This window comes from Nonomuraea guangzhouensis (genome assembly GCF_019396345.1).
Taxonomy (GTDB): domain Bacteria; phylum Actinomycetota; class Actinomycetes; order Streptosporangiales; family Streptosporangiaceae; genus Nonomuraea; species Nonomuraea guangzhouensis.
The window spans coordinates 373,980-397,119 of the sequence record NZ_JAHKRM010000006.1; the positions used below are offsets into that span (position 1 = coordinate 373,980).

Genomic DNA, 23,140 nt, shown 5'->3' on the forward strand with positions numbered 1-23,140 from the left:
CTCAGAGCGGATTCGGATCAGGCGAGCTCGCTTGTCCCCGAGCGGATTCCGGATCAGGCGAGCTCGCTTGCCCGGAGCGGAAGCCGGATCAGCCGGCCTGCTCCAGAAGGGTGGCCTCCACCTTCGGGTCCAGGCCGACGGGCGGCCGGTCGGTACGCATGGGCGCCTGGCCGCCGATGCCCCGCAGCCAGTGCCACGTGTCGGCCACCGTATCCGCCACCGGCCGGAACCGCAGCCCCGCCGCCACCGCCTTCGACACGTCACCCCGGTGCAAGGTCTCGTAGTCGTCGCCCTGCAGCCAGACCGGCAGATCGGTCCACGGCTGCACACCGGCCGCCAGGATCGCCTCCGGCTCCACCCACCGCAGCTCGGCCCCGGACCCGGTCACGCGGACGCAGGTCTCCAGCAACTCCTCCATGGTGATGAACCCCGAGGGGCTCACCACGTTGTACGCCCCGCCGAGCCCGTTGCCGGCCGCCTCAAGACACCATTGGGCCAGGTCGCGTACGTCCACGTACTGCAGGGGCAGCCCGGCGGGCCCCGGCGCGAGCACCGGCCCACCCCGCGCGATCCTGCTCAACCACCACGGCAGCCGCCCGATGTTCTCGTAGGGCCCCAGAATCAGCCCGGCCCGAGCGAGCAGCGCCCGCTCCCCGAACGCCGCCACCGCGGCCAGCTCGCCACCGGCCTTCAACTGCGCGTAACCCACCTCGGCGCCGTCATCGGCGGACGCCGCCACCACCGGAGCGTCCTCCCCGGCACCGGCCGCCGTCGGATAGGTGTAGACGGACCGGCTGGACACGTAGACGTAGTGTCCCGCCCGCCCGGCCAGCAGCGCCGCCGCGTCGCGTACGGCGGACGGCGCCCACGACCAGGTGTCGACCACGACGTCCCACTCACCGGTGCCGAGCGCGGCCAGCCCGCCCGGCTCCGCCCGGTCGCCCCGCAGCGCCGTCACCCCGGGTTGCGGGGCATGCGTGCCCCGGTTGAACACGGTCACGTCCCAGCCGGAGGCGACCGCCTCGTCGACGAAGGCGCGCCCCACGAACTCCGTCCCGCCCAGCACCAGCAGCTTCATGCCCACACCCTGCCGCCCCCCGCGGCCGCCCGGTAGCCATGCACGCTGACAGCGGAATCGCCGAAAGCGAACCCTGTCACTCTCCGCAACTCCTTAGCGCCGCTAAAGTAGATATATCAGCAGGTAGGGCCCAATACCGGTTTAAACGTCACGAATGGGTAGGAGATTACACATAGTGACATAGGGAGCCTTTAAGCAGGTGAAACAGATCTTTCCTCGCTCAATCCGGGCGCGTCTTACGGTGCTGGCGAGTCTGATCGCGGCGGTGGTGCTCACCTCGACGGCCGTCATCACCCTTGCCACGCTGCCCGGCAGCCTCCGCGGCGCTGTGCAGAACCGGGTGGAGCTGGACGTACGGCGGGTCGCGAGTGACGCCCGGACGACCCAGCTGCGCAGCATGCTGCCCACCTCACCCCGCGTCCACCTCCTTCAGGTGGTCTCCCGCGAGGGAACCGTCCTGGCGGCCAGCCACAACCTGCGGGGCAAGCCCCCCATCACCCACCTCAAGCTGGCCAAGCCGGAAACGATCTACACCACCGAAGCCCGGCTCAGCGGCGACCCCGAGGTCATAGAGTCCGATGCCAAGTACCTGGTCATGGCCATGGAGTCGCAGACGCCGTACGGCCTGGTGACGGTGTACGGCGCGGCGTCGCTGGCCGATGTCGACCGGGCGCTGGGGTGGCTCTATGCCGTGATCTTCCTCGGCATCCCCCTGGTGCTGGTCATCGTCGGGAGCATCACCTGGACCGTGGTCGGCCAGGCGCTGAGCCCGGTCGAGCGCATCCGGGCCGAACTGGCCGAGATCACCGGGCACGACCTGAGCCGCCGGGTTCCCGTACCCGACAACGGGGACGAGATCACCCAGCTGGCCGCGACCACCAACCACACCCTCGAACGCCTGGAACGTTCCGTCGAGACGCAACGCCGCTTCGTGGCCGACGCCTCACACGAGCTCCGCAGCCCCATCACCGCGCTGCGTACCCAGTTGGAGGTCGCCACCGCCTACCCGGACGACACGGACTGGCCGTCGACGGGCGCCAGGGCCCTGATGTCCGCCGATCGCCTGACCGACATCATCGACGAGCTCCTGATGCTGGCCCGGCTGGACGCGGGCGCGGTCACCGACCGGCACGTCGTCGACGCCTGCCGCCTGGCGGAGGAACAGGAGCGGCGCCGCGCGGGAGGCGCCGTCAGCATCGTGACCGACGCGCCGGGCACGGCACCCGTCTTCGGCTCTCCCATCCAGCTTGACCGGCTGCTGACCAACCTGCTCGACAACGCCACCCGGCACGCGAGCGCCAGGATCGACCTTCAGGTGGCAGTGGACGAATGGGACAAGACCGTCGTCATCAAGGTCACGGACGACGGGCCGGGCATCGCGCCGGAGTACCGGGACTGCGTCTTCGAGCGCTTCACCCGCCTGCCCGAAGCCCGGGTCAAGGACAAGGACGGCAGCGGCCTCGGCCTGGCCCTGTCGCGGGAGATCGCCCTGGCGCACCAGGGGAGCCTGACGATCAGCGACCACTTCCCCGGCGCCCAGTTCGTCACCCGCCTTCCGCTGTACGTGGAAGGCTATTCACCGGTGTGAGCGGTTCGCGCCCGTCCAGGACGGCCGCCACGTTCGACACCGACAGACCGCACATGCGCTCGCGGGTCGCCGTGCCCGCGCTGCCGATGTGCGGGGTCAGCACGGTGTTGCCGAGCTCGACCAGCGCCGGGTTCACCGCCGGCTCGCCCTCGAACACGTCGAGGGCCGCCGCCCCGATCGTCCCCGACCGCAGCGCCGCCACCAGTGCCTCCTCGTCCACGATGCCGCCACGAGCGGTGTTGACCAGGATCGCGGTGCGCTTCATGCGGCGCAGGGCATCGGCGTCGATGAGATGACGGGTGGCCGGGGTGAGCGGGCAGTGCAGAGTGACCACATCGGCACGTTCCAGCAGCTCGGGCAGCTCGACGAACTCGACGCCCCGCCGCTCCTCGTCCGGCAGCGGCGAGGAGGTGGGCGTGGCCAGGATCTCCATGTCGAAGGCGCGGGCGCGGCGGGCGACGGCCCGCCCGATGCGGCCGTAGCCGACGACGCCGAGCGTCGTCCCGGCGCTGAGGTCCAGGCCGAGCAGCATGCGCGGCCCCCAGATCCATGGTGTACGGTCCCGCAGCAGCCGATCGCCGTCGAGCACACGGCGCGCGGCGGCCAGGATCAGCGCCATCGTCAGGTCGGCGGTGGCGCCGTCGAGCACACCCGGGGTGTTGGTGACCTGGATCCCGCGCTCGGTGGCCGCCGCCACGTCAATGTTGTCGTAGCCGACCGCGGTGTTGGCGACGATCCGCAGCGCCGGGCCCGCCGCGTCGAGGAACTCCGCGTCGATGCGCTCGGTGAGCGTGCACACGACCGCCTCCGCGCCCGCGGCCCGGCTCAGGAGCGTGGCCCGGTCGGGCGGATCCTCCTCGCCGGCCACCACGGGATGGCCGAGCGAGCGTACGAGCTCCATGGCGGCGTCGGTCAAGGCGCGGGTCACGTAGATCATCGACTCTCCTCCCTCAGGACGGCCCACGATAGAGGGTCGGTCGGGCGGCCGTGGGGCGGTGCACGGCGCGCCCTGTTTCGACCTGCTGCTCCGCGAGATCTCGGCCTATCCGTGAGGTGGGGCTGGTCGCGGGCGGCTCCGAGACCTGGAGGCGGGCGCGAGGCGAAAGCAGTGAAGGGCCCGCTTCGGAAACCGGAAGCGAGCCCTTCAGATTGTTTCGCTAGGGAGTGACGGTGATGCGGTTCGTCGCGGGCGGAGCGATCGGGTTGTCGCGGCCCAGCTGGTCGACGAAGGCGTCGATGTCCAGCGGCCCGCTCCAGAGGTCCGTACCGTCCTTGAAGCCCAGGAAGGCGTCACCGCCGCCGACCAGGAAGTTGTTCGCCGCGACCCGGATCGTCTGCGTGTCCGTCACCGCGACGCCGTCGATCTTCATGTTCGAGACCTTGGCACCCCACGCCGCACCGCTGCTGTAGGTGTAGGTGAAGTTCGCCGACGGCTGGAGGATCTTGGTGAACGGCTGGGCGTTCGGCCCACCGGTGAACTGCTGCTCCAGGACCGTCTTGAGCTGCGCGCCGGTCAGCGTCACGACCTGCATCAGGTTGTTGAACGGCTGCACGGTGAACGCCTCGCCATAGGTGACCACGCCGTCGCCCTCACCAGCCGAGGAGCCGGCGTACGTGAGCGAGGCTCGGACGCCACCCGGGTTCATCAGGGCGATCTGCGCGTTGCCGCCCGTCTTGGTGGCGGCCAGCTGGCCGTCGGCGATGAGGTCGCCGAGCGGGGACTCGCCGCTGGGAGCGGCGGTGTTGGGGATGTCCGCGGTGATCCGGCCGACGGCCTTGTTGGCGACCGGGGCCACCCGATCCTTCCAAGTCTTCACGAACGCCGAAATTTCGGGATCTGGGGTGACTGTGCGGGTCACGATGTGGTTGTCCGCAACCACCGAGGCGCGGTCGATGTCCCGCGTCCTGACGTTCACGTTGAGGTCGACCTGCGTGATGACGCGGCCGAACGAGCCGCCCTGGGAGTACACGCGGTCCTGGCCGGCCGGGTCCTTGACCTTGCACAGGTACGCCTGGTGCGAGTGGCCGCTGAGAATCACGTCGATCTCGGGGTCGACCTGCGTGGCGATGCGGTTGCCCGCGCCGGGGACGGCGCTGCACGCGTCCGGCGACTGGCCCGCGGTCACCTGGTCGCCCTCGTGCACCAGCACGACCTGGGCCTTGACGCCCACCAGCTTGAGCAGCTTGGACGCCAGGTTCGCGGCCTTGACCTCGTCCACGAACTTGAGGTCCTTGATGCCCTCGGCCGTGACGATGTTCGGGGTGGTCTGGGTGACCAGGCCGATGAAGCCGATCGGCACGCCGTTCATCCACTTGATGCTGACCGGCGGCAGGGCGGGCACGCCCCAGTCGCTCATCAGCTTCTTGGCCTGCGCCTGCTGCGCGCCCAGTGCCGCGAGCGCGTCGGTCTTCTCGTTCGGGTTCTTGAACAGGACGTTCGCACCTACGTAGTCGTACTGGGCGCCCTTCCACGGACCGGCGGGCGAGCACCCGTCCACCGGGTGGCAGCCGCCCTTCATGATCCGGCGCAGCTCCGTGTAACCCTCGTCGAACTCGTGGTTGCCGACCGCGGCCACCTTGAGCCCGAGCTTGCCCATGAACTCGACGGACGGCTCGTCATGGTAGGCCGCCGAGATCAGCGGGCTGGCGCCGATCAGGTCGCCCTGGGCCACCGCGATCGTGTTCTTGTCGGTGAGGGCCTTCATGTGCGTGGCGACGTACGCGGCGCCGCCCGCCTCGACGGTGGCGCCCGTCTCGTCGACCATCCGGCCGGAGGAGCCGGTCGGGGGTTCGAGGTTGCCGTGGAAGTCGTTGAGCGCGAGCAGCCGGACCGGAACGGTCTTCGGCGCCTTGCTCGCGTCCGCGGGGGCGGTCGCCGCGGCGAACCCGCCCGCGGCGACGGCTCCGGCCAGGACGAGCCGGAGGAGGGAACGTGGGGTCATGGCCTAAGACGTTACGGCCGGAAGCCATGCAGCCAATGTCGCAAAGGTAACGATTCATCGGCCGACCACATGGCGGTATTTGCCAGCCGTACGCCTAGAGTTCGTGCTGTGACTGCGCACGTGGAGACCAGACAACGACTTGATGACCGCGAAATCACCCAGGTGCTCGGCGTGGTGGAAGCGGCGACGAAGGCCGACGGCGTCCGCCCGCTCAACGAGCATGTCATGCTCCACCTGCGCTACGGCGGCGATCCGCAGGCCCGATCGCTGCTGATGTACGACGACGAGACGTTGGTGGGCTATGCCCACATAGACCCCACTGACGAGGTCGAGGGCCCCAGCGGCGAACTGGCCATCCACCCCGCCCACCGCCGGCAGGGGCACGGCACACGGCTGCTGCGGGCCGTACTCGAGATGTCGGGCGGCCGCCTGCGCCTGTGGGCGCACGGCGACCATGAGGGCGCGGGCGCGCTGGCGGCGTCGGCGGGGTTCGAGCGCGTGCGCTCGCTCTGGCAGATGCGGCGGTCGCTGTCCACGCCGCTGCCTTCTTTCGACCTGCCCGATGGGGTACGGCTGCGTGCCTTCGTACCAGGTCAGGATGAGGAGGCGTGGCTCAAGGTCAACGCCGCGGCCTTCGCCCACCACCCCGAACAGGGCGCCTGGACGGCGAACGACCTGCGCCAGCGCGAGCAGGAGCCCTGGTTCGACCCGGAGGGCTTCTTCCTGGCCTTCCGCGGCGAGCGGCTCGCCGGCTTCCACTGGACCAAGATCCACGGCTCGTCCGAGCACGGCCACGAGCCGATCGGCGAGGTGTACGTCGTCGGCGTCGACCCCTCACAGCAGGGCACCGGCCTGGGCAAGGCGCTCACATTGGCGGGCCTGGACCATCTACGCGCGCGCGGCCTCGCCCAGGCGATGCTCTACGTGGACGAGGCCAACACGGCGGCGATCCGCCTGTACGAGTCCCTGGGCTTCGACCGCTGGGACGTCGACGTGATGTATGCCGCTACTCAACCACCCAGTGCAGGGCGAAATAGGACACCGCAGCCACCAGAGCCGCAGCCGGAATCGTAAGGATCCACCCGGTCACGATGTTGCCCGCGACGCCCCAGCGCACGGCCGAGAGCCGCTTGGTGGCGCCGACACCCATGATCGCCGAGGTGATCGTGTGCGTCGTGGAGATGGGCGCCCCGAACCCGATCGCCGCCGTGTACAGGACCACTGCCGCCGCGGACTCGGCGGCGAAGCCCTGTGGCGGGTCGAGCGCGATGATCCGGCGGCCCAGCGTACGCATGATGCGCCAGCCGCCGGAGTACGTACCAAGCGAAATCGCCCCCGCCGACGCGAGGATGACCCACTGCGGGATCTCCGACCCCGGACTGATGTACCCGCCGACGACGAGGGCCAGGAAGATGACGCCCATCGTCTTCTGCGCGTCCTGCAGACCGTGGCCGAGCGCCATCGCCGCGGCCGAGACGGTCTGCGCGTAGCGGAAGCCGCGGTTGGTCTTGCCGGGCTGGCTGTTGCGGAAGATCCAATATATCGCGATCATGATCGCGCCGGCCAGCGTGAACCCGAGCAGCGGTGACAGCACCATCGGGACAACCACTTTTTCCAGCACGCCGTCCCAGTGCACAGAGCTGGCCGACGCGAGTGCCGCGCCGACCAGACCGCCGATGAGGGCGTGGCTGGAGGAAGAGGGCAGGCCGAAGTACCAGGTGATCAGGTTCCAGCAGATGGCGCCGATGAGCGCCGAGGCCACGATGACCAGGCCGTGCGAGCCGTCCGGCGCGTCGATGATGCCCTTGCCGACGGTCGCGGCGACCTGGGTGCCGAGGTGGGCGCCGATGAAGTTCATCGCGGCGGCCATGAACAGCGCGGCCCTGGGAGTGAGCGCGCGGGTCGAGACCGAGGTCGCGATGGCGTTCGCCGCGTCGTGGAACCCGTTGGTGTAGTCGAAGGCCAGTGCGATGACGACCACGCCGATGACGAGGGCGAGCGAAAGGTCCACAGAGCTTAGCTTTCCTTGACCGCGATCGACTCGACCGTGTTGGCGACGTGCTCGAAGGCGTCGGCCGCCTCCTCCAGCGCGTCGACGACCTCCTTCATCTTCATGACCGTGAGCGCGTCGTACTCGCCGCTGAACAGCTTGGCCAGCAGCCTTCTGTAGACCTGGTCGCCCTGGTTCTCCAGCCGGTTGACCTCGATCCAGTACTCGTTGAGGTTCTTCATCGACCGCAGCCGCGGCATGGCCTCGGCGGTCAGCTCCGCGGCCCGCTCCAGGACTTCCACCTGGCGGACGACGTCCTTGGGGAGGTGGTCGATCTGGTACAGAACGATGAGGTCGGACGCCGCTTCCATGGCGTCCATCACGTCGTCGAGGTTCGAGGCGAGGCGGTAGATGTCCTCGCGGTCGAACGGGGTGATGAAGCTCTCATTGAGCCGGTTCATGATCGCATGGGTGCGTTCGTCACCGGCGTGCTCGCAAGCGCGCATCTTTTCGGCCAGGGTTTCCCTGTCCGATCCGTCGCTGATGATCTCGACCAGAAGGCGGGATGCGGTGACCAGGTTGTTCGCGGAGTCGGCGAACAGGTCGTAGTAGCTGTCCTCACGTGGCGTGAGACGCAGGCGCACGTCGTTCTCCAGATGTGCGGGGATGGTCCGTGGTAGAGAGTACGGGTTACCAGGTGAAATGCGAACTTCATGTCCCCTTCTCCTAGTGGCTACCCTCCGTTTGGTCTGCGACACCGGGCCTGCCGGTAGTTTGATCGCCCTTTTTCCCGCGGCGAGGTGGGGGGATGCTTGACCGGGGGTTTCGGTCGTGGCTTGTCCAGTCCATCTTGGTGACATTTCCGGACCACCGCTAGACCGGGGGTGTGTGTTGGGCGTGTCTTGGGGGGTGGGGTGGGTTCTTTGGACGGGGTTGGGTGGGGGCTGCGTGTGGGTTGGGCCTACTTCAGGGCTTCTCTGGGCGGGTCCGTGGTGGGTGCCCGCAGAGCGCTCCTTGCGGGTGCCTCTAGCGTCGGGAGCGGCTCCAAACCCGTCTGAGGCAGCTCCCCAACCCGTCCGATGCTGCTCCAGCCCCGTCAGTAGCGCCCCCCAGGCCCGCCAGCTGTCCCCAGGCATCCCCCGGGAGCTTCTGGAGGGCGTCTTGTGGGAAACAGCTTTTGGACGGCCGTCCTCGAGACACCGTCGTCCAGCAGCGCATCACCAGGAGGCGCATTACGGGAAGCGAACGCGGACAAGATCGCGCCTCGCGCCTCGACCTTTCACCGGCAACAAGCGTGAGCAACCGCCTTCACAAGACCGGACCGCCCAGTCCAGCCGAGCCCTCAACCATGGGCGGCGTCAGATCTTGGTCCGGTGAAAGTTCCGAAAAGATCGAGACGGCGTCGGCCCCCGCTGCCCCTGATACCGCGACCCGTACTTCGGCGACCCATACGGATGCTCAGCCGGAGAACTCAACCGGAACACACACAACTGCCCGATCTTCATCCCCGGCCACAGCTTGATCGGCAACGTGGCCACATTGGACAGCTCCAACGTCACATGCCCACTGAACCCCGGATCGATGAACCCGGCAGTCGAGTGAGTCAACAGCCCAAGCCGCCCCAGCGAACTCTTCCCCTCCAACCGCGACGCCAGATGATCAGGCAAGCTGATCACCTCGTACGACGAGGCCAGTACGAACTCCCCGGGATGCAGAATGAACGGATCATCCCCCTCGGGCTCCACCATCCGCGTCAGATCCGGCTGCTCTATGGCCGGATCGATGTGCGGATACCGATGATTCTCGAACACCCGGAAGAACCGATCGAGCCGGACGTCGATGCTGGACGGTTGAATCATGTCCCGATCGAACGGATCGAGGGCAAGCCGCCCCGAGTCGATCTCGGCCAGGATGTCGCGGTCAGATAGCAGCACGCAGAGCAACCTACCGCGTGCCGGCGTGAAACTTGGGGGCACGGCTGGCTGATGTGGGCCGAGTTTCCGCTAGAGTGGTGGTCGCGGTTGCGGCCGATGCGGGTGTAGTTCAATGGCAGAACATCAGCTTCCCAAGCTGACAGCGCGGGTTCGATTCCCGTCACCCGCTCCACAGAAAGCTCAGCCAGGGCCTGGCGCTGGCCGGTTGCTTCGACCTTCCTCATCTCTCTTCATGTCGCTGCGGTATCGCGGTCGCTAGCGCAGGTGCGAGCTGGCAGTATCGAGATGGAGGGGAGACATAATGAACTTCGATCGGATCACTGTCGAGCCCGACAAGCTCGAAGGCAAACCGACCATCCGGGGGCTGCGCATCACCGTAGAGACGGTGGTTCGGCTCGTCGCGGCCGGGTGGACCTTCGATGAGATCTTGTCGGACTACCCCGACCTCGAACGCGAGGACATCAAGCAGGGGCTGGAGTACGCAGCGGCTGCCACGAACGTCCACTTCTACCGCCTCCGAGAGCCGGCGTGAACTTCCTGATCGATGAGAACCTTTCACCGCGTGTCGCTGAACCGCTATCGAAGGCCGGTCACGATGCGGTGCACGTGCGCGACCTCCAAGCGACGAGTGCGCCGGATTCCACGATCATGGCTCTTGCCATGGCGAACAACCGGGTCATCGTTTCGGCGGATACGGACTTCGGCGCGCTTTTGGCTCAGGCCCGTACGACTGAACCCTCGATCATGCTCGTACGAGAGATCCTTGAGCTTCGACCGCCAGAGCTGGTGAATATCATCCTTAACCACCTTGATGTCCTCGAACCTCACCTGTCGACGGGTGCGATCGTGGCCTTCGCCCCTGCGGGCATCAGAGTGCGAGCGCTCCCGCTCCGTTAAACAGAGAACTCGGCCGTCGTGCCACTAGCGTGCCATTAAGGGCGGTAACGAGGGGTCAACCACGGTCACTCACGACCGGCCTCAGCCGCAGGTCATTGCACCTACGAGGCAAGATCCCTGCAATTCCCAAGCTGACAGCGCGGGTTCGATTCCCGTCACCCGCTCCGGTGTTCGTGTAACAGTGTTCAGTCCCATCGCTCAGCGGTGATCACTGAGGGCTTGCGTCTTAAGAAGTTCGGTATCGACGACGCCATCAAGCGCCCGGTGGAGTTTTGCGTCGGTGGTCAGCAGCGGAATCTCTTGATCGAGAGCAAGCTGTGCGAAGACAGCGTCATACATGCCCAACGTCAACCGCACCGCCAGGGCGGTGGCCCCCTCCAACCGGTCGGCGTCCACGGGATGAACCCGGACACCGAGCTCGTCAATGATCCGAACGGCCGCAATGAATTCATCTGCGGACAGCCGACCCGCGAGCAGACCCTTCTTGCGCAGCACTCCGGCAACCTCAATCCGCGCGAAGTCCGCCGTCTCCAGTCTTACCCGGCCGTGCAGGAAGTCGTCCCGGATCTGGCGGGCGTGCTCGTGGCCAGGTTGATCGACGAACCACCGTAGGAACACACCAGTGTCCACGACGTACGCGTCAGCCACGTGCGCCTTCCCGGAGACGGTCCAGTTCCTCGTCGACTCCCGTCACACCGCGCATCCGCTCCTGAACCCGCTCCATAATGGCCAGCGCTCGCTCACGCCGACCAGCCGTCTCGAGGTTCTCGCGGACAAGTGCGAGAACCGGCTGGACACGGTCATCCGGAAGCCGATCGACTAGAGCATGCAACTCTTCACGCATCGCGCTCATGCTCGGAGTCTACGCCCCGCCAGGTTCGTCTCCCTGGCCATTTGTGCAGGGGTAGGCAGACCCGGTGGCCGTGCCCGTTGTGTGCCCGTTCTCAGAGCGATCTACGGAGGCTCAGGGGATCCACGGTCACTTGACCGGCATGCGCCCAGGTCAGTATTTCTCCAGCTCAGCCCTGTGTAATCTTGAAAGAGTTCTCAAGCGGACAGCGCGGGTTCGATTCCCGTGCCGGCTCTGACCTGGCGATCCCTTGATCGCGGGTTGAGGCTTCTGATCGTTTGGGCGCATCTTGGGGCCCCGCCTGGACGACGGCGAAGGGGATGACGAGATGGTCTTCCTACCGAGCAGGAGTTCACTCTCCTGCGCGCTTGTGCCAAGCCTGACGTCCGCGACATGCTCACGGTGCTCGTCGGGACGGGCATGCGTTACGCCGAGCTCGCCGCCCTTCAGGTGCGTGACATCGAGCCGTTCGCCAAGCCGGTGCCGACCTTGCGCGTGCGGCGAGCGTGGAAGCGCCAGGCGGACAACACCTTCAGGCTGGGCCGCCCAAGACCAAGCAGTCAAGGCGGACCATCGCCTGTCCCCGATGGTCACGGACGCGATCCTGCCGAAGCCGCGGGCTCAGCAAGCGCTCCCGTATCCACGATCTCCGCCATGCCCGCGTCGCCTGGCTGATCTCCGACAACATCCCGATGGCTGTCATCCAGCGGCGGATGGGGCACAAGTCGATCACCACGACCATCTGTTGAGGCGCCGACCGCTGAGCGCCGAAGGGCCAGACCTTCATCGGCAAAGCGCCGCGTCGAGCAAGTCACCTACAGCTTCTGTGTTCGTGGCGCAGCTGAAGGGCAGGCTCAGACCAGGTCGAGGCGGGCGAGTTCGGTGCGGGTGGTGACGCCGAGCTTGGGGAAGGCGCGGTACAAATGGTGGCTGACGGTCCTGGGGCTGAGAAACAGCTGGGCGGCGATCTTCCTGTTGGTTGCGCCCGTGGCGGCAAGCCGTACCACCTGGAGTTCCTGGGGAGAGAGCAGAGCGATCAGGTCGGGGGCGCCCGGCGCGACTGTCTCCCCGGCCGCGCGCAGCTCGGCGCGGGCGCGCTCGGCCCAGGGAGCGGCGTCGACGCGGTCGAAAGTCTCCAGGGCGGCGCGCAGCCGGGTGCGAGATTCGTTTCTTCTGCGGGCGCGGCGCAGCCACTCGCCGTGCAGCAGGTCGGTGCGGGCCCGCTCGTAGGGCCGATTCGCCTCGGCGTGTGAGCGTGCGGCCTGTTCCCAATGCTGTTGCGCCTCCTCCTCGTCGTGGGCGAGGAGGGCACGGCAGCGGTGCAGTACGGCGTCGGCCCACGGGTGGCGGGCGGCCGTGGCCCAGGACTCGAAGCGGGTGAGCGGTTCCGCGGCGCGGTCGGGCAGGCCGAGCCGTACGGCGGCCTCGATCTGGTCGGGCGCGAAGTAGATGGGCATGATCTGGTGCCGGAGCGGTCCCAGGGCGGCGGCCTCGAAGCGTTCGAGCGCGGCCTCGAAGCGGCCCTGGCCGAGGTCCAGCAGGCCGAGCGCCCACTCGGCCCAGCCGACGATCGTCGCCACCGGGTGGGCTTCGTGGTGCGCGATCGTACGTTCGGCCAGCTCACGGCAGTCCTGTTCGCGGCCCTGGACGGCGGCAACCATGGCCATGGCGCTCTCGAAGTGCGCGATGCGGTGCGTCTGCCCGATGTCGGTGGCAAGCTGGCGCCCTTCGGTGGCGGTCGCGATGGCGTCGCGGAACCGGCCGAGGTACATCTGGTGGATCGCCAGCACCACCTGGCCCAGCGACAGCAGCCCGGCCATGCCCTCGGCCCGGCATTCCTCGATCACCGACTGTGCGATGGCGAGCCCGTTGTCGAAGTCGCCCGAGATTCCGGCCAGCGAGCAGACGCTGATCCTCAGCGCCGTCATGCCGGTGGGGACCGCCACGGCCACGGCGATGAGTTCGCGGAACGGTGGGAGCGCCCGGTCCAGGTCGCCGGCCAGGAAGTCGGCCATCGCGCGGGCCGCCCGGACGAACCCGTCCATCCCGTCCTCCGGCGTCAGCGGCAGCTCGGCGAGCCGCGCCGCGGCCTCGGCGACGGCCGCGGGATCGCTGAGGTACCAGGCGTTGCGGACCGCGTCGAGCAGGATGAGCGCCGCCTCCTTCCGGTCCACGTCGGCGATGGAGGCGGCGCCGTCGAGGAGGATCCGGTGCGCGTCGTGCACATTGCCCCGGTCGAAGGCGATCCGGCCGCGCAGTCCTGCCAGCCTGGCGAGGGTGAGCGGGTCGTCACCGAGTCGCCGCACCTGGTCGGCCAGGATTTGAGCGTGTTCCAGGGCTCCGGCCTCGGCGGCGGCCTCTGCGGCCAGGGCCAGCCGTCGGGCACGTTCGGCCAACGTGGGGGTGAGCCGGGCGGCGCGCTCCAGTGCGGCGGCGGCCGCGGCGTGGCCCGCGCGTTCGCGAGCACGGTCGGCCGCCTGTTCGAGCGCGGCGGCGATGGGCTCGTCGCGTCCGGTCACGGCGGCCGCCAGGTGCCAGGCGCGGCGGTCGGCGTCCTGGTCGTCGTTGAGTGCCCCGGCCAGTGCGTGGTGCACGGTCACGCGTTCGCCGTAGGCCGCCCGCCGTGCCGCCGCCGTACGCATCAGTGGGTGGCCGAAGGACAGGCGCCCGCCCGCGGTGGACAGGAACCCGGCGCGCTCGGCCGGGCCGAGGGCGCCGGCGCCTACTCCCAGCTTCCCCGCGGCGCGGACGACGACGTCGAGATCGCCGGCGTCGTCGAGGGCCGCGACCAGCAACATCGTCTGAGTGTCCGGCGGCAGTACGGCGATCCGCGCCTCGTACGCCTCCTGGATGCGGCGCGGCAGCGGCAGTGGCTCCTGGACGTCCGGCAGCGCGTCGGGCACCCGTGGCAACTCGATCAGCGCGAGGGGGTTCCCGCCGCTTGTGGCGAGGATCCTTTCCCGTACGGCCGGGCCGAGCCCTGGCGTGTGCTCGCGCAGCAGGTCGGAGGCGGCCTGCCGGTCGAGACCGTTGAGCCGCAACTCGGGCACCCCGGGCGCGTGGAAGGTGTCCCTAGCCGCGAACAGCAGGGCGATCCCCTCCGAGTGAAGCCGTCTGGCCGTAAACAGCAGTGCCTCGGCCGAGGATCTGTCCATCCATTGGGCGTCGTCGACCAGGACGAGCAGCGGGCCGTCCTCGGCCAGTTCGGTGAGCAGCGACAGGGCGGCCAGGCCGATGAGGAACCGGTCCGGCGGGGCGGTGGCGAGGCCGAACGCGCCCTCCAGCGCCCTGGTCTGCGGCGCCGGCAGAGCGCCGATGCGGTCGAGGGTCGGGCGCAGCAGCAGGTGGAGTGCCGCGAAGGGCAGCTCGGCCTCGGTCTCGATGCCGGTGCCGTGCAGCCGCTGCAGTCCCTCCGCCAGTTGATCGGCGTGGCCGAGGAGCGCGGACTTGCCGATCCCGGGCTCGCCCCGGATGACCAGGCTCGCGCTCCGGCCGTCCTTGGCCTCCGCGATCAGAGCCTCGATCTGCGCCTGTTCCCGCTTTCGCCCCAGCAGCACCATCGGAATCTACCGTCATCGCGGGATTACCAGTCAATCGTCCGATGCCGGACGTACGCCCTCCCTCCGTACCGTCGTACATGATCCCCGACGGCGACGTAAGGAGAAACGCATGTCCTTATTGATCTTTCTGCTGCTGTTCGTCGCCCTGTGCGGCTGGCTCGACCACTGGGCCACTCGCACCCCCGATCCCGGCAGCAAGGAAGGACACTGAATGTTCATCGGACACTTCGGCCTGGCCGCGGCGGTCAAGGCAGCCCAGCCGCGCGTCCCGCTGTGGTCGCTCATGCTCGCCACGCAGTTCCTCGACGTCGTCTTCGTCGTCCTTTACCTGGCGGGCGGAATCGAGTCCTTCCAGGCCGTCGCCCCGGGAACGTACGGCGAGGCGCTGATCAATGCGCAATACACTCACTCCCTGCTGGGCTCGTTGCTGCTGTCGGCCCTGTACGGCGGCTTCGGCGCATGGCGGTGGGGCCGCCGGGCCGGGACTGTGCTCGGCCTGATGGTCTTCAGCCATTGGGTGCTCGACCTGCTCGTCCACCGCGCCGACCTGCCCCTGCTGCCCGGCAACGCCGGCGACCTGCCGCTGCTTGGCCTCGGCCTGTGGCAGACCCCGTGGGCCACCGCCGTCATCGAGGCCGTTCTCCTGGTGGCCGGCGCCATCTTCTACTTCCGTTCAGTACGGCAACGCGCCTCGATCACCTGGCGCGCGATCGTCTCCGGCGGTGTCATGGCCCTGCTGCTCGTCCTGGGCCTGGCCGTTGACATCCTCAGCTAGGCAGGGCATCGAATTGTTCATCGACGTGCCAGGGGGCCGCCTGGCCTATGACTCCGCCGGCGAAGGGCCGCTCCTCGTGTGCGTACCCGGTCTGGGCGACACCCGGGACGCCTACCGGTCGCTGCGCCCGGTGCTGGTGGCGGCGGGATACCGGGTGGTGACGATGGACCTGCGAGGCCACGGGGAGTCGTCGGCGGGCTGGGACGACTACTCCCAGTCCGCGGTAGGGGCCGACATCGTGGCCCTCCTGGAGCACCTGGACGCGCCCGCCGTCGTCCTGCTCGGCAACTCCTACGCCGGAGGTGGCATCATCCGCGCGGCCGCCGACGCCCCCGAGCGGGTCGCCGGGATCGTGCCCATCGACGGATTCATCCGGGCCATCCCGCTCAACCTCGCCGTCCGTGCGCTCATCAGGCTGATCGCCTCGTCCCCGCGGCTGTGGAGCGTCTACTACACCACGGCCCATCCGACCGCCAAGCCCGCCGACCTGGCCGAACACCGCGCCAAACTGGTGGCCATGCTGCGCGACCCGCAGCGGCGCGAGGCGATGCGGCGCATGCTGCTCAACCGCGCTCCGGAAGCCGAACAGGTCATCGCGCAGGTCCGCTGCCCGGCGCTGGTCCTCATGGGAGCCAAGGATCCCGACTTCCCCGACCCGGCGGCGGAGGCGCGGACGCAGGCGTCGCTGCTGCGCGGGCAGGCCGTGGTGATCGACGACGCCGGCCACTACCCGATGTCGGAGTTCCCCGAGCGGACAGCAGAGGCCCTGCTGCCCTTCCTGAAGAACGTTTTCTAACGCCGGCCGGTCCAGGTGGCCAGGAGCTGGAGCGCGGTGTGGGAGGCCGACCCTTCGTCGGCGGTGTGTACCACCAGGGCTAGTCCGGAGTCGTCCGGCAGGCGCAGGGTCTCGTAGGCCAGCTCGAGCTCGCCGACCAGAGGATGCCGGTACAGGTAGCGCCCGTGTCGTTTGTCCTTCACCTGGTGCTCCGCCCACAGCTGACGGAACTCCGCGCTGGCGGCGGACAGCTCTTCGATCAGGGCCGCAGTGGACGGGTCGGCGGGTCGGTGACCGGCGTCCAGCCGCAGGAAGCCGACCAGATCGCGGGCCCGTGCCGGCCAATCGGCGTAGAGCCGGCGCACGCCCTCGTCCAGGAAGTTCAGCCGGGCCAGGTTGCGCCGCTCGGGTGGCAGCGCCCCGAAGTCGATGATCAGCGCGGCGGCCAACGGGTTCCAGGCCAGCACGGTGGTGTTGCGGTCGACCAGGTAGGCGGGCACGTCGTGGATCGATGACAGCAGGCGGTAGATGCCTGAGCGCGGAGGCCGACGGTCGGCGGCGTCGGGTGCGGTGGCAGGGTCCGGTCGGGCCAAGCGGTGCAGATGGCCGCGTTCGGCGGCGTCCAGCCGCAGAGCGCGGACGACCGCGTCCAGGAACTTCCGCGGAAAAGTGCAGGCTGTGGCCCCACCGGCGAGTCTCTGGAGTACGCCGGTGGCGGGTTTGGAGCAGTGTCACCCAATGCCACGCCGCTGGAGGAGTACTGGCAGGTCATGGCCAATTTGAAGGCCGAGGAAAGGTCCGGGCGATCGGGCTGTCCAATCACACACCCGACCTGCTTGAGGCCGCCGAACGGATCGCCCACGTCGATGTCATCCAACCACCGTTCTCCGCGATCAACCGCTCCGCTGCCGCGGAGATCGCCTGGGCCCGCGCCCACGGCACCGGTGTGATCGTCTACTCACCGCTCCAGTCGGGGCTTCTCACCGGCGCCTTCTCCGCCGAACGAGTGGCGAACCTGCCCGCCGACGACTGGCGCGCGGCCCACGACGACTTCACCACCGGTCTAGCCGCCAACCTCCAGCTCGCCGACGCGCTGCGCCCCATCGCCGAACGCCATGGCAGCACCTTGGCCGAGGTCGCCATCGCCTGGGCACTGGCCTGGCCCGGCGTTACCGGTGCCATCGTCGGCGCCCGCAAGCCGGAGCAGGTCGGCGGATGGATCGGAGCGGGCGCCGTGCGCCTGACCCCGGCAGACCTCGAGGAGGTCGCCGCCGCGATCACCGCGTCAGGCGCCGGTACCGGCGCCGCCCGGCCGTAACGGCCTGCCATCACGCAAGGAGAGCGAAGGACATGTCCCTCATTCATCTCACCGAATGCCTGGCCGCGCCGGGGCAGGAAGATCGGCTCCGCACCGCTCTGGAGGCGATGATCGAACCGTCCCTGGACGAACCCGGCTGCCTGGCCTATTGCATCTACACCGACCCCAACCGCCCCGCCAGCATGGTGGCAATCGAGGAATGGACCGGCCCCCAGGCCCTCGCGGAGCATTACAGCTCACCGCATTTCCGTCACGCCAAGCAGGTTCTGGAGCTGGTCCTGGCCGAGCCGATGACTCTGCGCAGGCTGGTGACCGCCCCCACTAGTTGATGTGGGAGGTCTCCGATGTTGATTGGAGTAGCGCGATGGCCTGGCGGGCCCGATCTTCCTCGCTCCGGTTGTGCAGTCGGATGGCCTGGCCGGGGTCGCCCAGGGTCGCGGCGATCCCGGCCGGGCTGTTGAGCGCCTTGGTTGCCGATTGCCCGTGACAGTTCCAGCGCCTGGCGATGCAGGTCGGCCGCGCGCGTACTGGCCGAGTCGCTCGTGGGCGATGCCGAGGTAGTCCAGCGTCACGGCCTCGCCGAACCGGTCGCCGAGATCACGGAAGAGCTCAAAGGCGCGCAGGCTCGCCTCCACGGCCTGCTCGTGGTCGCCGCCGTCCGGATAAACCCCGCCCAAGCCGACCAGTGTCCGCGCTTGACCTCGCAGGTCTTCGGACGTACGGCATGCGGCCAGAGCTCGATCGAAGTGCTCACGGGCGACGTCATGGCTGCCCTGCACCCGATGCACCCAGCCGAGGTCGGTCAGTCGGTTCGGTCCTCGCGGATAGGGCGGCCCGCAGCGCCTTGCCGTACAGAACGAGAGCGTTGTCGTGGTAAGCGCTGTCGGGGTAGAGCACGTGCATGGCGGCCGACGCCGTGGCCAGCTGGTGGCCGAGCAGCCGGGTCAACGCCGCGTGGGCGACGGTCTTACCGGGCCGGCCGGCAGCAGCCCTGCCGTACGGTCGCAGGGTTCGTCGCGGGGCGGCGGCATCTCGTGGTTCGGCCGCGCGCACGGCTGGGCCGCCGACTCGGCGCGCCTTCGAGATCGTCGACGCCGACGGCGAGGTGGTGCGGGTCACCGGCGAGTCCGACAGCGAGCTGTTCTGGGCGCTGCGCGGCGGCGATCTCGGGACCGACGTGGACGCGGGCTGAGACGGACCTACCCGGTGTGCTGGCGACGCCTTCAACGACGGCCTGGCACCGCGATGCTTGCGAGTGCGTCGACAGCTTCCTGGAACTGGCGGCGCCATCGTGAGGCGAGCATCGGCTTGGTCAGTCCGATGACTGTGCCGTTGAAGACCTCGGTGTTGCCGATTCGGGTTCCTCCTCCAGTTCGCGCGGTGAAGGTCCACAAATGGCAGGACCGTACACCGTTGGCGTCACCAGTCCAGGAGGCGCGACGGGCGGGCTCGGCGATGCCGACGGTGACATGGTCGGTGGTGGTCCCGGCGGGAAAACCGAGGCGAAGGGTCTGGTCGAAGGTCGCACCCACTGCGAATCCGGGCGCTCCGGTCCACTCGGTGGCCTGGTGCAACGGCGACCAGGACGGCCAGTTGCTCAGGTCGCTCCAGAGCGTCCAGACGTCGTGCGGGTCGGCTGGGCTGTCGGTTGTTGCGGCGACGATAAGCGTCTTCCAGTCGGGCCGGGTTACGCCGATCCCGTCTAGGCAGAACTGGACATCCTGGTGGGTGGCTAGGTTCTGACTCGCCATGTTCAACTCTCCTCGGGTACATTATCCTGGATTACGGATATAAAATCTTGGACATGGAGGCGTGGAGTTGTCAACAGATCCAGCAGAGGCGGTCAGTGCGACGTTGGCGGCGAATCTGCGGGCGGGAAGAAGAGAGCGCGGATGGCGCTTGGAAGACCTCGCCTCTCGCAGCGGTGTCAGCCGCGGCATGCTCCAGCAGATCGAAACGGGTCAGACCAATCCTTCTATCGCGACGGTCGCCCGTATCTGCTCCACACTCGGGATCACCATCGGACAGCTCGTCGAGCCGCCGGAAGACCTCGGCCGCGTGACGCCCGCCGCTGACATCGACGTTCGGCGAGCTGGACGCGCCAGCGAGGCGAGGCTGCTCATCAACGATGGGCAAGCGCCTTTTGTCGAGCTATGGGACTTCGTCATCGCGCCGAACGACGAGATCAGCTCGCATGCCCATCCCGTCGGCACTCGCGAGTTGATCCACCTGCATCAGGGAGAACTGGTGGTGGAAGTCGGCGGGGCCACGTTCCACGTCGCGGAAGGCGGGTCCATACGCATCCGAGGCGACCGAGCCCATCTGTACCGAAACCCGACCGCTGAGACGCTCCGACTCACCATGACCGTGGTCTACTCCGGCAACCAGGACCCGCGCTACGCCCGGCCCGCCACCTGACTGCGTCCCGCATGCTGATGTGCTAGCGGCACCGTGGAGGCAGCTCGTTGCATGCGCTGGTTTCCAACGTCCGACACACCCGGACATGTGATGGCGCTCCCAGATGCCGGTGCCGGCCTTCCTGCCCTTCACCCATATAGGCGGGGATCACATGCACGGTTCCTCCTTTTCTCCGATGGTGCTCACCGCGATCTCTGCCTCATCTTGCGGTGAGACCTCGAAGTAACCGTCATAGAACGGTTCGGCGAAGTCGCGGGCAATCGACTCCGCGAGCCACGACGCGAAGGTGATGTCCTGAGGGAAGAGCGCGTGATCCAAGCAACACAGATTGGGGTTCCATCCCCACATCGTGCCCTCGGGATCGCGGCAATCCAGCAGTGACGCGATTGCACACCCCCAGTCCAACAACTGGATCATGCCCGCGCATCGTCCGTAGGACTCGGTTCGAAACGCCAAAGCCGATTCAGTTATGTCCGCGAAGATGTCGCTTTTCCAGAAGTCATACCCCCGTACACCGATGATGCCGCCGCGAGGACCGAAACCTCCGTTCCCCACCTCCAGATACAACCGCCGTAGCAGCGAAGGAAGCGGGTAACCGATGGCCTCTTCAGCCTCAGCGACCGCCTCGGTCGAGGCCACCGGTAGTACATCAGGCCCAAGGTCTGACCGTATCGCTTCCAAGATCTCATCTTCGGTCATGATCTGCACTCCGCGTGCGGGGACCGCTGGAGGAAGCGCCAGAAGTCTTCTACGTCCATAAGGCTGCATGCTGTCAGCTTCGACCGATAATGCCACAACACAGAGGCATCGACCGCGTGCCAGATCCGTGCCAGAACGAGCGGCGATCAGCGGTGAATCACGGAGACTCAGGGTCACTCGACCAGTCTCGACCTGCACCTCCGTTTTGCAGCTCAGCAGGGCAAGATCCCTGCAATTCCCAAGCTGACAGCGCGGGTTCGATTCCCGTCACCCGCTCCACAACGAAGGCTCAGTTCAGAGCTGGCATGGTCGAAGCTCTGAACTACTTGGCTGCGGACCGGCGCACCTTTCTCAGGCGACTTTCCAGGTTCGGTCGCCGAGCGTTGCTACGAGATCCAAATGGCCCCCGAGTGCAGCGATGTACTCTCGCACGACGTCGATGCCGGATACCTCGCCATGTTCAATCTTGGAGATGCGAGCTTGGCTGACTCCCAAGATGTCGGCGAGTTCAGCCTGAGTGACACCGGCGGCCTGACGGATCTCGGCGAGCTGGAATCCGCGGACATACGCTTCGCGGCGTTCACGCGCGACGGCTTCCCCAGCAGCGCGTTCCGTCTCGTCTCGCGGGTCGAGGGCTGCCGCCTTGGCCTTGACATCCGACCACTTGCTGTACCGAGTGCTCATCGCTCCTCCTGCTCTTCTTGCTTGAGCGTGATCAAGTGCTGGGCAAATCGTTCATCAGCCAGTGGTATCGCCTCCCGATACCAGCGGTTCCAGTTGCCGGCCTTATCGCCGGCCACCAGAAAGATCGCTTCCCGTGCCGGATCGAAGCAGAACAGCATCCGGATCTCACTCGTCCCCGATGAGGGCGGACGTAGTTCCTTCATGTTGTGGTACTGGCTGCCCTGTACCCGGTCGACCAGAGGACGGCGCGCCGTTGGGCCTTCCTCCGCGAGCTGATCGATCGCGTCCTTGATCAGGTCTGCAGTCTCCGGATCGGTTGCGCATATGGTCAGATACCATGCCTCGACCTCCGGATGAAGGCTGACCTCCCAGCTCATGCAGCTATTATAACCATCTAGTCATATTCTCCATATCAGCATCCTGCTTCTCCTTCGGGCGGGTCGACGGTGGACGGGATGATCAGGCGGACGGCGTGCGCGCGTCGCGCGGGAAACACCAGGGTCGCGGGCTGATCGCCGTGCCATTAGTGTGCCATTAAGGGTGGTAACGAGGGGTCAACCATGGTCCCTCACGACCGGCCTCAGACCCAGGTCAACGTCCCTACGAGGCAAGATCTCTGCAATTCCCAAGCCGATTCCCGTCACCCGCTCCACAAGCAAGGCCTTCTCCAATAGGCGCTTCGCGCTCAAGAGCTCAGACAGTGTTCGGTGCGGGCGCGGCTCCCACACCCCGCCAACTGCGTCGCCTTCGCCGTGGGGGGCGCTTCGCGCCGATCAAGCTCAGACTGTGTCTATTGGGGCTCCCGCCCCAAACCCCAAGTCGAGGGGCTGCCGCCCCTCGAACTCCCCGACCGCTTGGCCATCTGGGGTGGCTACCTCGTTGCCCCGAGCCGAATCCGGGTGGCCTGTCGTCGAGTACTGTCCACCACCTGAACACGATCGCGCCCCGCAACCGATCACAAGAAATGAACCAGAACCCAGTGGGGAGCTCCACCTTCACCCCTGACCCTTGGCCCGCTTCCCTGCCCGGTGGGACGACGACGGGACGATCAGGCAGGGGTTACGTGAGTGACATGGCGGGAGTTACTGTCGCCTCATGGAGTCTCGATCACCGTTGATCACGCATATCTCATGGGGGAGGATGGTGGTCGACGGCTTGGGTGAGGGCAAGGACTTCAAGCTTTATCCCGGTGGCGGAAGGCCCTGGGACTGGAGCGAGACCGGCACGAGGCACAAGCCCGGTATCCAACCCTCGGACGTTCAGGAGCTCCTCGACAGAGGCAGTGAAGTGATCGTTCTTTCCCGAGGTATGCACCTGGTCTTGGAGACCTGCCCTGAGACCCTGGATCTCTTGAAGGCCCAGGGTATCGAGGTGTATGTCGAGGAGACCACCGTGGCTGTCCACCGTTACAACAGGCTGGCTGAGTCCGTTCCTGTTGGAGGCCTGTTCCACTCCACCTGTTGATGGCGTGCGGGCATTCGTCGGTGAGTGATCCATGGGACGCCATTGATGATCAGATCCTCGAAGCGCGCATCATCCAGGCCCTGATGGTGATTCGAGATCACTCCGGCAGCACGCTCCACGAAGCCATCGACAGGTTCAGGGAGCGCTACGACTATCTCCGCGAGACTC

Annotated in this window: 28 protein-coding genes and 1 tRNA gene; 14 read left to right on the plus strand and 15 right to left on the minus strand. The window is 67.5% G+C overall.

Going from position 1 to position 23,140, the window contains the following annotated elements; all coding sequences use genetic code 11:
• Positions 1-88: 88 nt before the first annotated feature.
• On the minus strand, positions 89-1,078 hold the full coding sequence (locus KME78_RS14735) for an NAD-dependent epimerase/dehydratase family protein (protein WP_219529418.1): 990 nt from the start codon (positions 1,076-1,078) through the stop codon (positions 89-91).
• A 241-nt stretch (positions 1,079-1,319) separates the two neighbouring features.
• Here KME78_RS14735 and KME78_RS14740 point away from each other — a divergent pair, with 241 nt between their 5' ends.
• On the plus strand, positions 1,320-2,666 hold the full coding sequence (locus KME78_RS14740; RefSeq protein WP_219529419.1) for a sensor histidine kinase: 1,347 nt from the start codon (positions 1,320-1,322) through the stop codon (positions 2,664-2,666).
• Here the strand turns inward: KME78_RS14740 and KME78_RS14745 are convergent.
• Both KME78_RS14745 and KME78_RS14750 read right to left on the minus strand, forming a co-directional pair.
• Entirely contained in the window at positions 2,623-3,603 is a 981-nt protein-coding gene (locus KME78_RS14745; protein ID WP_219529420.1) for a 2-hydroxyacid dehydrogenase, read from the minus strand. The two genes, KME78_RS14740 and KME78_RS14745, sit on opposite strands and share 44 nt — an antisense overlap.
• A 220-nt stretch (positions 3,604-3,823) precedes the next feature.
• Complete coding sequence (locus KME78_RS14750) at positions 3,824-5,608, minus strand: bifunctional metallophosphatase/5'-nucleotidase (RefSeq protein ID WP_219529421.1); 1,785 nt, start codon at positions 5,606-5,608, stop codon at positions 3,824-3,826.
• A gap of 108 nt (positions 5,609-5,716) precedes the next feature.
• Between KME78_RS14750 and mshD the strand changes: the two genes are divergently transcribed.
• A complete protein-coding gene (gene mshD, locus KME78_RS14755; RefSeq protein ID WP_308126948.1) occupies positions 5,717-6,682 on the plus strand; it encodes a mycothiol synthase in 966 nt (321 codons plus the stop codon).
• On the opposite strand, the gene KME78_RS14760 is transcribed toward mshD, so the two are convergent.
• The 3 genes from KME78_RS14760 to dcd form a co-directional block, all read right to left on the minus strand.
• On the minus strand, positions 6,615-7,619 hold the full coding sequence (locus KME78_RS14760; RefSeq protein WP_219529423.1) for an inorganic phosphate transporter: 1,005 nt from the start codon (positions 7,617-7,619) through the stop codon (positions 6,615-6,617). The genes mshD and KME78_RS14760 overlap by 68 nt on opposite strands.
• A 5-nt stretch (positions 7,620-7,624) precedes the next feature.
• Entirely contained in the window at positions 7,625-8,242 is a 618-nt protein-coding gene (locus KME78_RS14765) for a DUF47 domain-containing protein (RefSeq protein WP_132627671.1), read from the minus strand.
• A 714-nt stretch (positions 8,243-8,956) separates the two neighbouring features.
• The gene (gene dcd, locus KME78_RS14770; RefSeq protein WP_219529424.1) at positions 8,957-9,532 is read right to left on the minus strand and encodes a dCTP deaminase; all 576 of its coding nucleotides are present in this window, start codon (positions 9,530-9,532) and stop codon (positions 8,957-8,959) included.
• Positions 9,533-9,630: 98 nt separating this feature from the next.
• On the opposite strand from dcd, the gene KME78_RS14775 reads away from it, so the two are divergent.
• From KME78_RS14775 to KME78_RS14785, 3 genes are all read left to right on the plus strand, one after another.
• Positions 9,631-9,704: transfer RNA gene (locus KME78_RS14775), tRNA-Gly, on the plus strand.
• Between the two features lie 129 nt (positions 9,705-9,833).
• Positions 9,834-10,064 carry a DUF433 domain-containing protein gene (locus tag KME78_RS14780; protein WP_219529425.1) on the plus strand — a complete coding sequence of 77 codons (231 nt, stop codon included), beginning with the start codon at positions 9,834-9,836 and terminating at the stop codon, positions 10,062-10,064.
• Positions 10,061-10,429 carry a DUF5615 family PIN-like protein gene (locus KME78_RS14785; RefSeq protein ID WP_219529426.1) on the plus strand — a complete coding sequence of 123 codons (369 nt, stop codon included), beginning with the start codon at positions 10,061-10,063 and terminating at the stop codon, positions 10,427-10,429. The genes KME78_RS14780 and KME78_RS14785 overlap by 4 nt, the downstream gene beginning before the upstream one ends.
• Positions 10,430-10,627: 198 nt before the next feature.
• On the opposite strand, the gene KME78_RS14790 is transcribed toward KME78_RS14785, so the two are convergent.
• Entirely contained in the window at positions 10,628-11,077 is a 450-nt protein-coding gene (locus KME78_RS14790; protein WP_219529427.1) for a type II toxin-antitoxin system VapC family toxin, read from the minus strand.
• The gene (locus KME78_RS14795) at positions 11,070-11,282 is read right to left on the minus strand and encodes a hypothetical protein (RefSeq protein ID WP_219529428.1); all 213 of its coding nucleotides are present in this window, start codon (positions 11,280-11,282) and stop codon (positions 11,070-11,072) included. Before KME78_RS14795 ends, KME78_RS14790 begins: the two co-directional genes overlap by 8 nt.
• Positions 11,283-11,672: 390 nt before the next feature.
• Between KME78_RS14795 and KME78_RS14800 the strand changes: the two genes are divergently transcribed.
• Both KME78_RS14800 and KME78_RS64280 read left to right on the plus strand, forming a co-directional pair.
• Complete coding sequence (locus KME78_RS14800; protein ID WP_246651140.1) at positions 11,673-11,954, plus strand: hypothetical protein; 282 nt, start codon at positions 11,673-11,675, stop codon at positions 11,952-11,954.
• Entirely contained in the window at positions 11,918-12,028 is a 111-nt protein-coding gene (locus tag KME78_RS64280) for a tyrosine-type recombinase/integrase (protein WP_308126959.1), read from the plus strand. Before KME78_RS14800 ends, KME78_RS64280 begins: the two co-directional genes overlap by 37 nt.
• A 105-nt stretch (positions 12,029-12,133) precedes the next feature.
• Here KME78_RS64280 and KME78_RS14805 read toward each other — a convergent pair whose 3' ends face one another.
• On the minus strand, positions 12,134-14,839 hold the full coding sequence (locus KME78_RS14805) for a helix-turn-helix transcriptional regulator (RefSeq protein ID WP_246651045.1): 2,706 nt from the start codon (positions 14,837-14,839) through the stop codon (positions 12,134-12,136).
• A 211-nt stretch (positions 14,840-15,050) separates the two neighbouring features.
• Here KME78_RS14805 and KME78_RS14810 point away from each other — a divergent pair, with 211 nt between their 5' ends.
• Positions 15,051-15,614, plus strand: a complete 564-nt coding sequence (locus tag KME78_RS14810) for a permease (protein ID WP_219529429.1) — start codon at positions 15,051-15,053, stop codon at positions 15,612-15,614.
• 25 nt (positions 15,615-15,639) lie between these two features.
• Complete coding sequence (locus KME78_RS14815; RefSeq protein WP_219529430.1) at positions 15,640-16,410, plus strand: alpha/beta fold hydrolase; 771 nt, start codon at positions 15,640-15,642, stop codon at positions 16,408-16,410.
• On the opposite strand, the gene KME78_RS14820 is transcribed toward KME78_RS14815, so the two are convergent.
• The gene (locus KME78_RS14820; RefSeq protein ID WP_219529431.1) at positions 16,407-16,982 is read right to left on the minus strand and encodes an MmyB family transcriptional regulator; all 576 of its coding nucleotides are present in this window, start codon (positions 16,980-16,982) and stop codon (positions 16,407-16,409) included. The genes KME78_RS14815 and KME78_RS14820 overlap by 4 nt on opposite strands.
• Here KME78_RS14820 and KME78_RS14825 point away from each other — a divergent pair.
• Together KME78_RS14825 and KME78_RS14830 are read left to right on the plus strand one after the other, a co-directional pair.
• Positions 16,901-17,707, plus strand: coding sequence for an aldo/keto reductase (locus tag KME78_RS14825; RefSeq protein WP_246651047.1), 807 nt, complete (start codon positions 16,901-16,903; stop codon positions 17,705-17,707). The genes KME78_RS14820 and KME78_RS14825 overlap by 82 nt on opposite strands.
• 32 nt (positions 17,708-17,739) lie before the next feature.
• Positions 17,740-18,036, plus strand: coding sequence for a putative quinol monooxygenase (locus tag KME78_RS14830; protein ID WP_219529432.1), 297 nt, complete (start codon positions 17,740-17,742; stop codon positions 18,034-18,036).
• Here KME78_RS14830 and KME78_RS67940 read toward each other — a convergent pair.
• On the minus strand, positions 17,944-18,495 hold the full coding sequence (locus KME78_RS67940; RefSeq protein WP_372454911.1) for a tetratricopeptide repeat protein: 552 nt from the start codon (positions 18,493-18,495) through the stop codon (positions 17,944-17,946). The two genes, KME78_RS14830 and KME78_RS67940, sit on opposite strands and share 93 nt — an antisense overlap.
• Positions 18,496-18,608: 113 nt before the next feature.
• Here KME78_RS67940 and KME78_RS14840 point away from each other — a divergent pair, with 113 nt between their 5' ends.
• Positions 18,609-18,899, plus strand: a complete 291-nt coding sequence (locus tag KME78_RS14840; RefSeq protein WP_219529434.1) for a hypothetical protein — start codon at positions 18,609-18,611, stop codon at positions 18,897-18,899.
• Positions 18,900-18,930: 31 nt separating this feature from the next.
• On the opposite strand, the gene KME78_RS14845 is transcribed toward KME78_RS14840, so the two are convergent.
• The gene (locus KME78_RS14845) at positions 18,931-19,458 is read right to left on the minus strand and encodes an SRPBCC family protein (protein WP_219529435.1); all 528 of its coding nucleotides are present in this window, start codon (positions 19,456-19,458) and stop codon (positions 18,931-18,933) included.
• A gap of 61 nt (positions 19,459-19,519) precedes the next feature.
• On the opposite strand from KME78_RS14845, the gene KME78_RS14850 reads away from it, so the two are divergent.
• Positions 19,520-20,125: a helix-turn-helix domain-containing protein gene (locus KME78_RS14850; protein ID WP_308126949.1), complete on the plus strand. Its 606-nt coding sequence runs from the start codon at positions 19,520-19,522 to the stop codon at positions 20,123-20,125.
• A gap of 147 nt (positions 20,126-20,272) precedes the next feature.
• On the opposite strand, the gene KME78_RS14855 is transcribed toward KME78_RS14850, so the two are convergent.
• The 3 genes from KME78_RS14855 to KME78_RS14865 form a co-directional block, all read right to left on the minus strand.
• Positions 20,273-20,824 (minus strand): SMI1/KNR4 family protein, encoded by a 552-nt coding sequence (locus KME78_RS14855; RefSeq protein ID WP_219529437.1) that lies wholly within the window; start codon positions 20,822-20,824, stop codon positions 20,273-20,275.
• A gap of 351 nt (positions 20,825-21,175) precedes the next feature.
• Positions 21,176-21,508, minus strand: a complete 333-nt coding sequence (locus KME78_RS14860; RefSeq protein WP_219529438.1) for a helix-turn-helix domain-containing protein — start codon at positions 21,506-21,508, stop codon at positions 21,176-21,178.
• Complete coding sequence (locus tag KME78_RS14865) at positions 21,505-21,885, minus strand: type II toxin-antitoxin system RelE/ParE family toxin (RefSeq protein ID WP_219529439.1); 381 nt, start codon at positions 21,883-21,885, stop codon at positions 21,505-21,507. The genes KME78_RS14860 and KME78_RS14865 overlap by 4 nt, the downstream gene beginning before the upstream one ends.
• A 718-nt stretch (positions 21,886-22,603) precedes the next feature.
• On the opposite strand from KME78_RS14865, the gene KME78_RS14870 reads away from it, so the two are divergent.
• Positions 22,604-22,972: an Mth938-like domain-containing protein gene (locus KME78_RS14870; protein ID WP_219529440.1), complete on the plus strand. Its 369-nt coding sequence runs from the start codon at positions 22,604-22,606 to the stop codon at positions 22,970-22,972.
• Positions 22,973-23,140 lie beyond the last annotated feature (168 nt).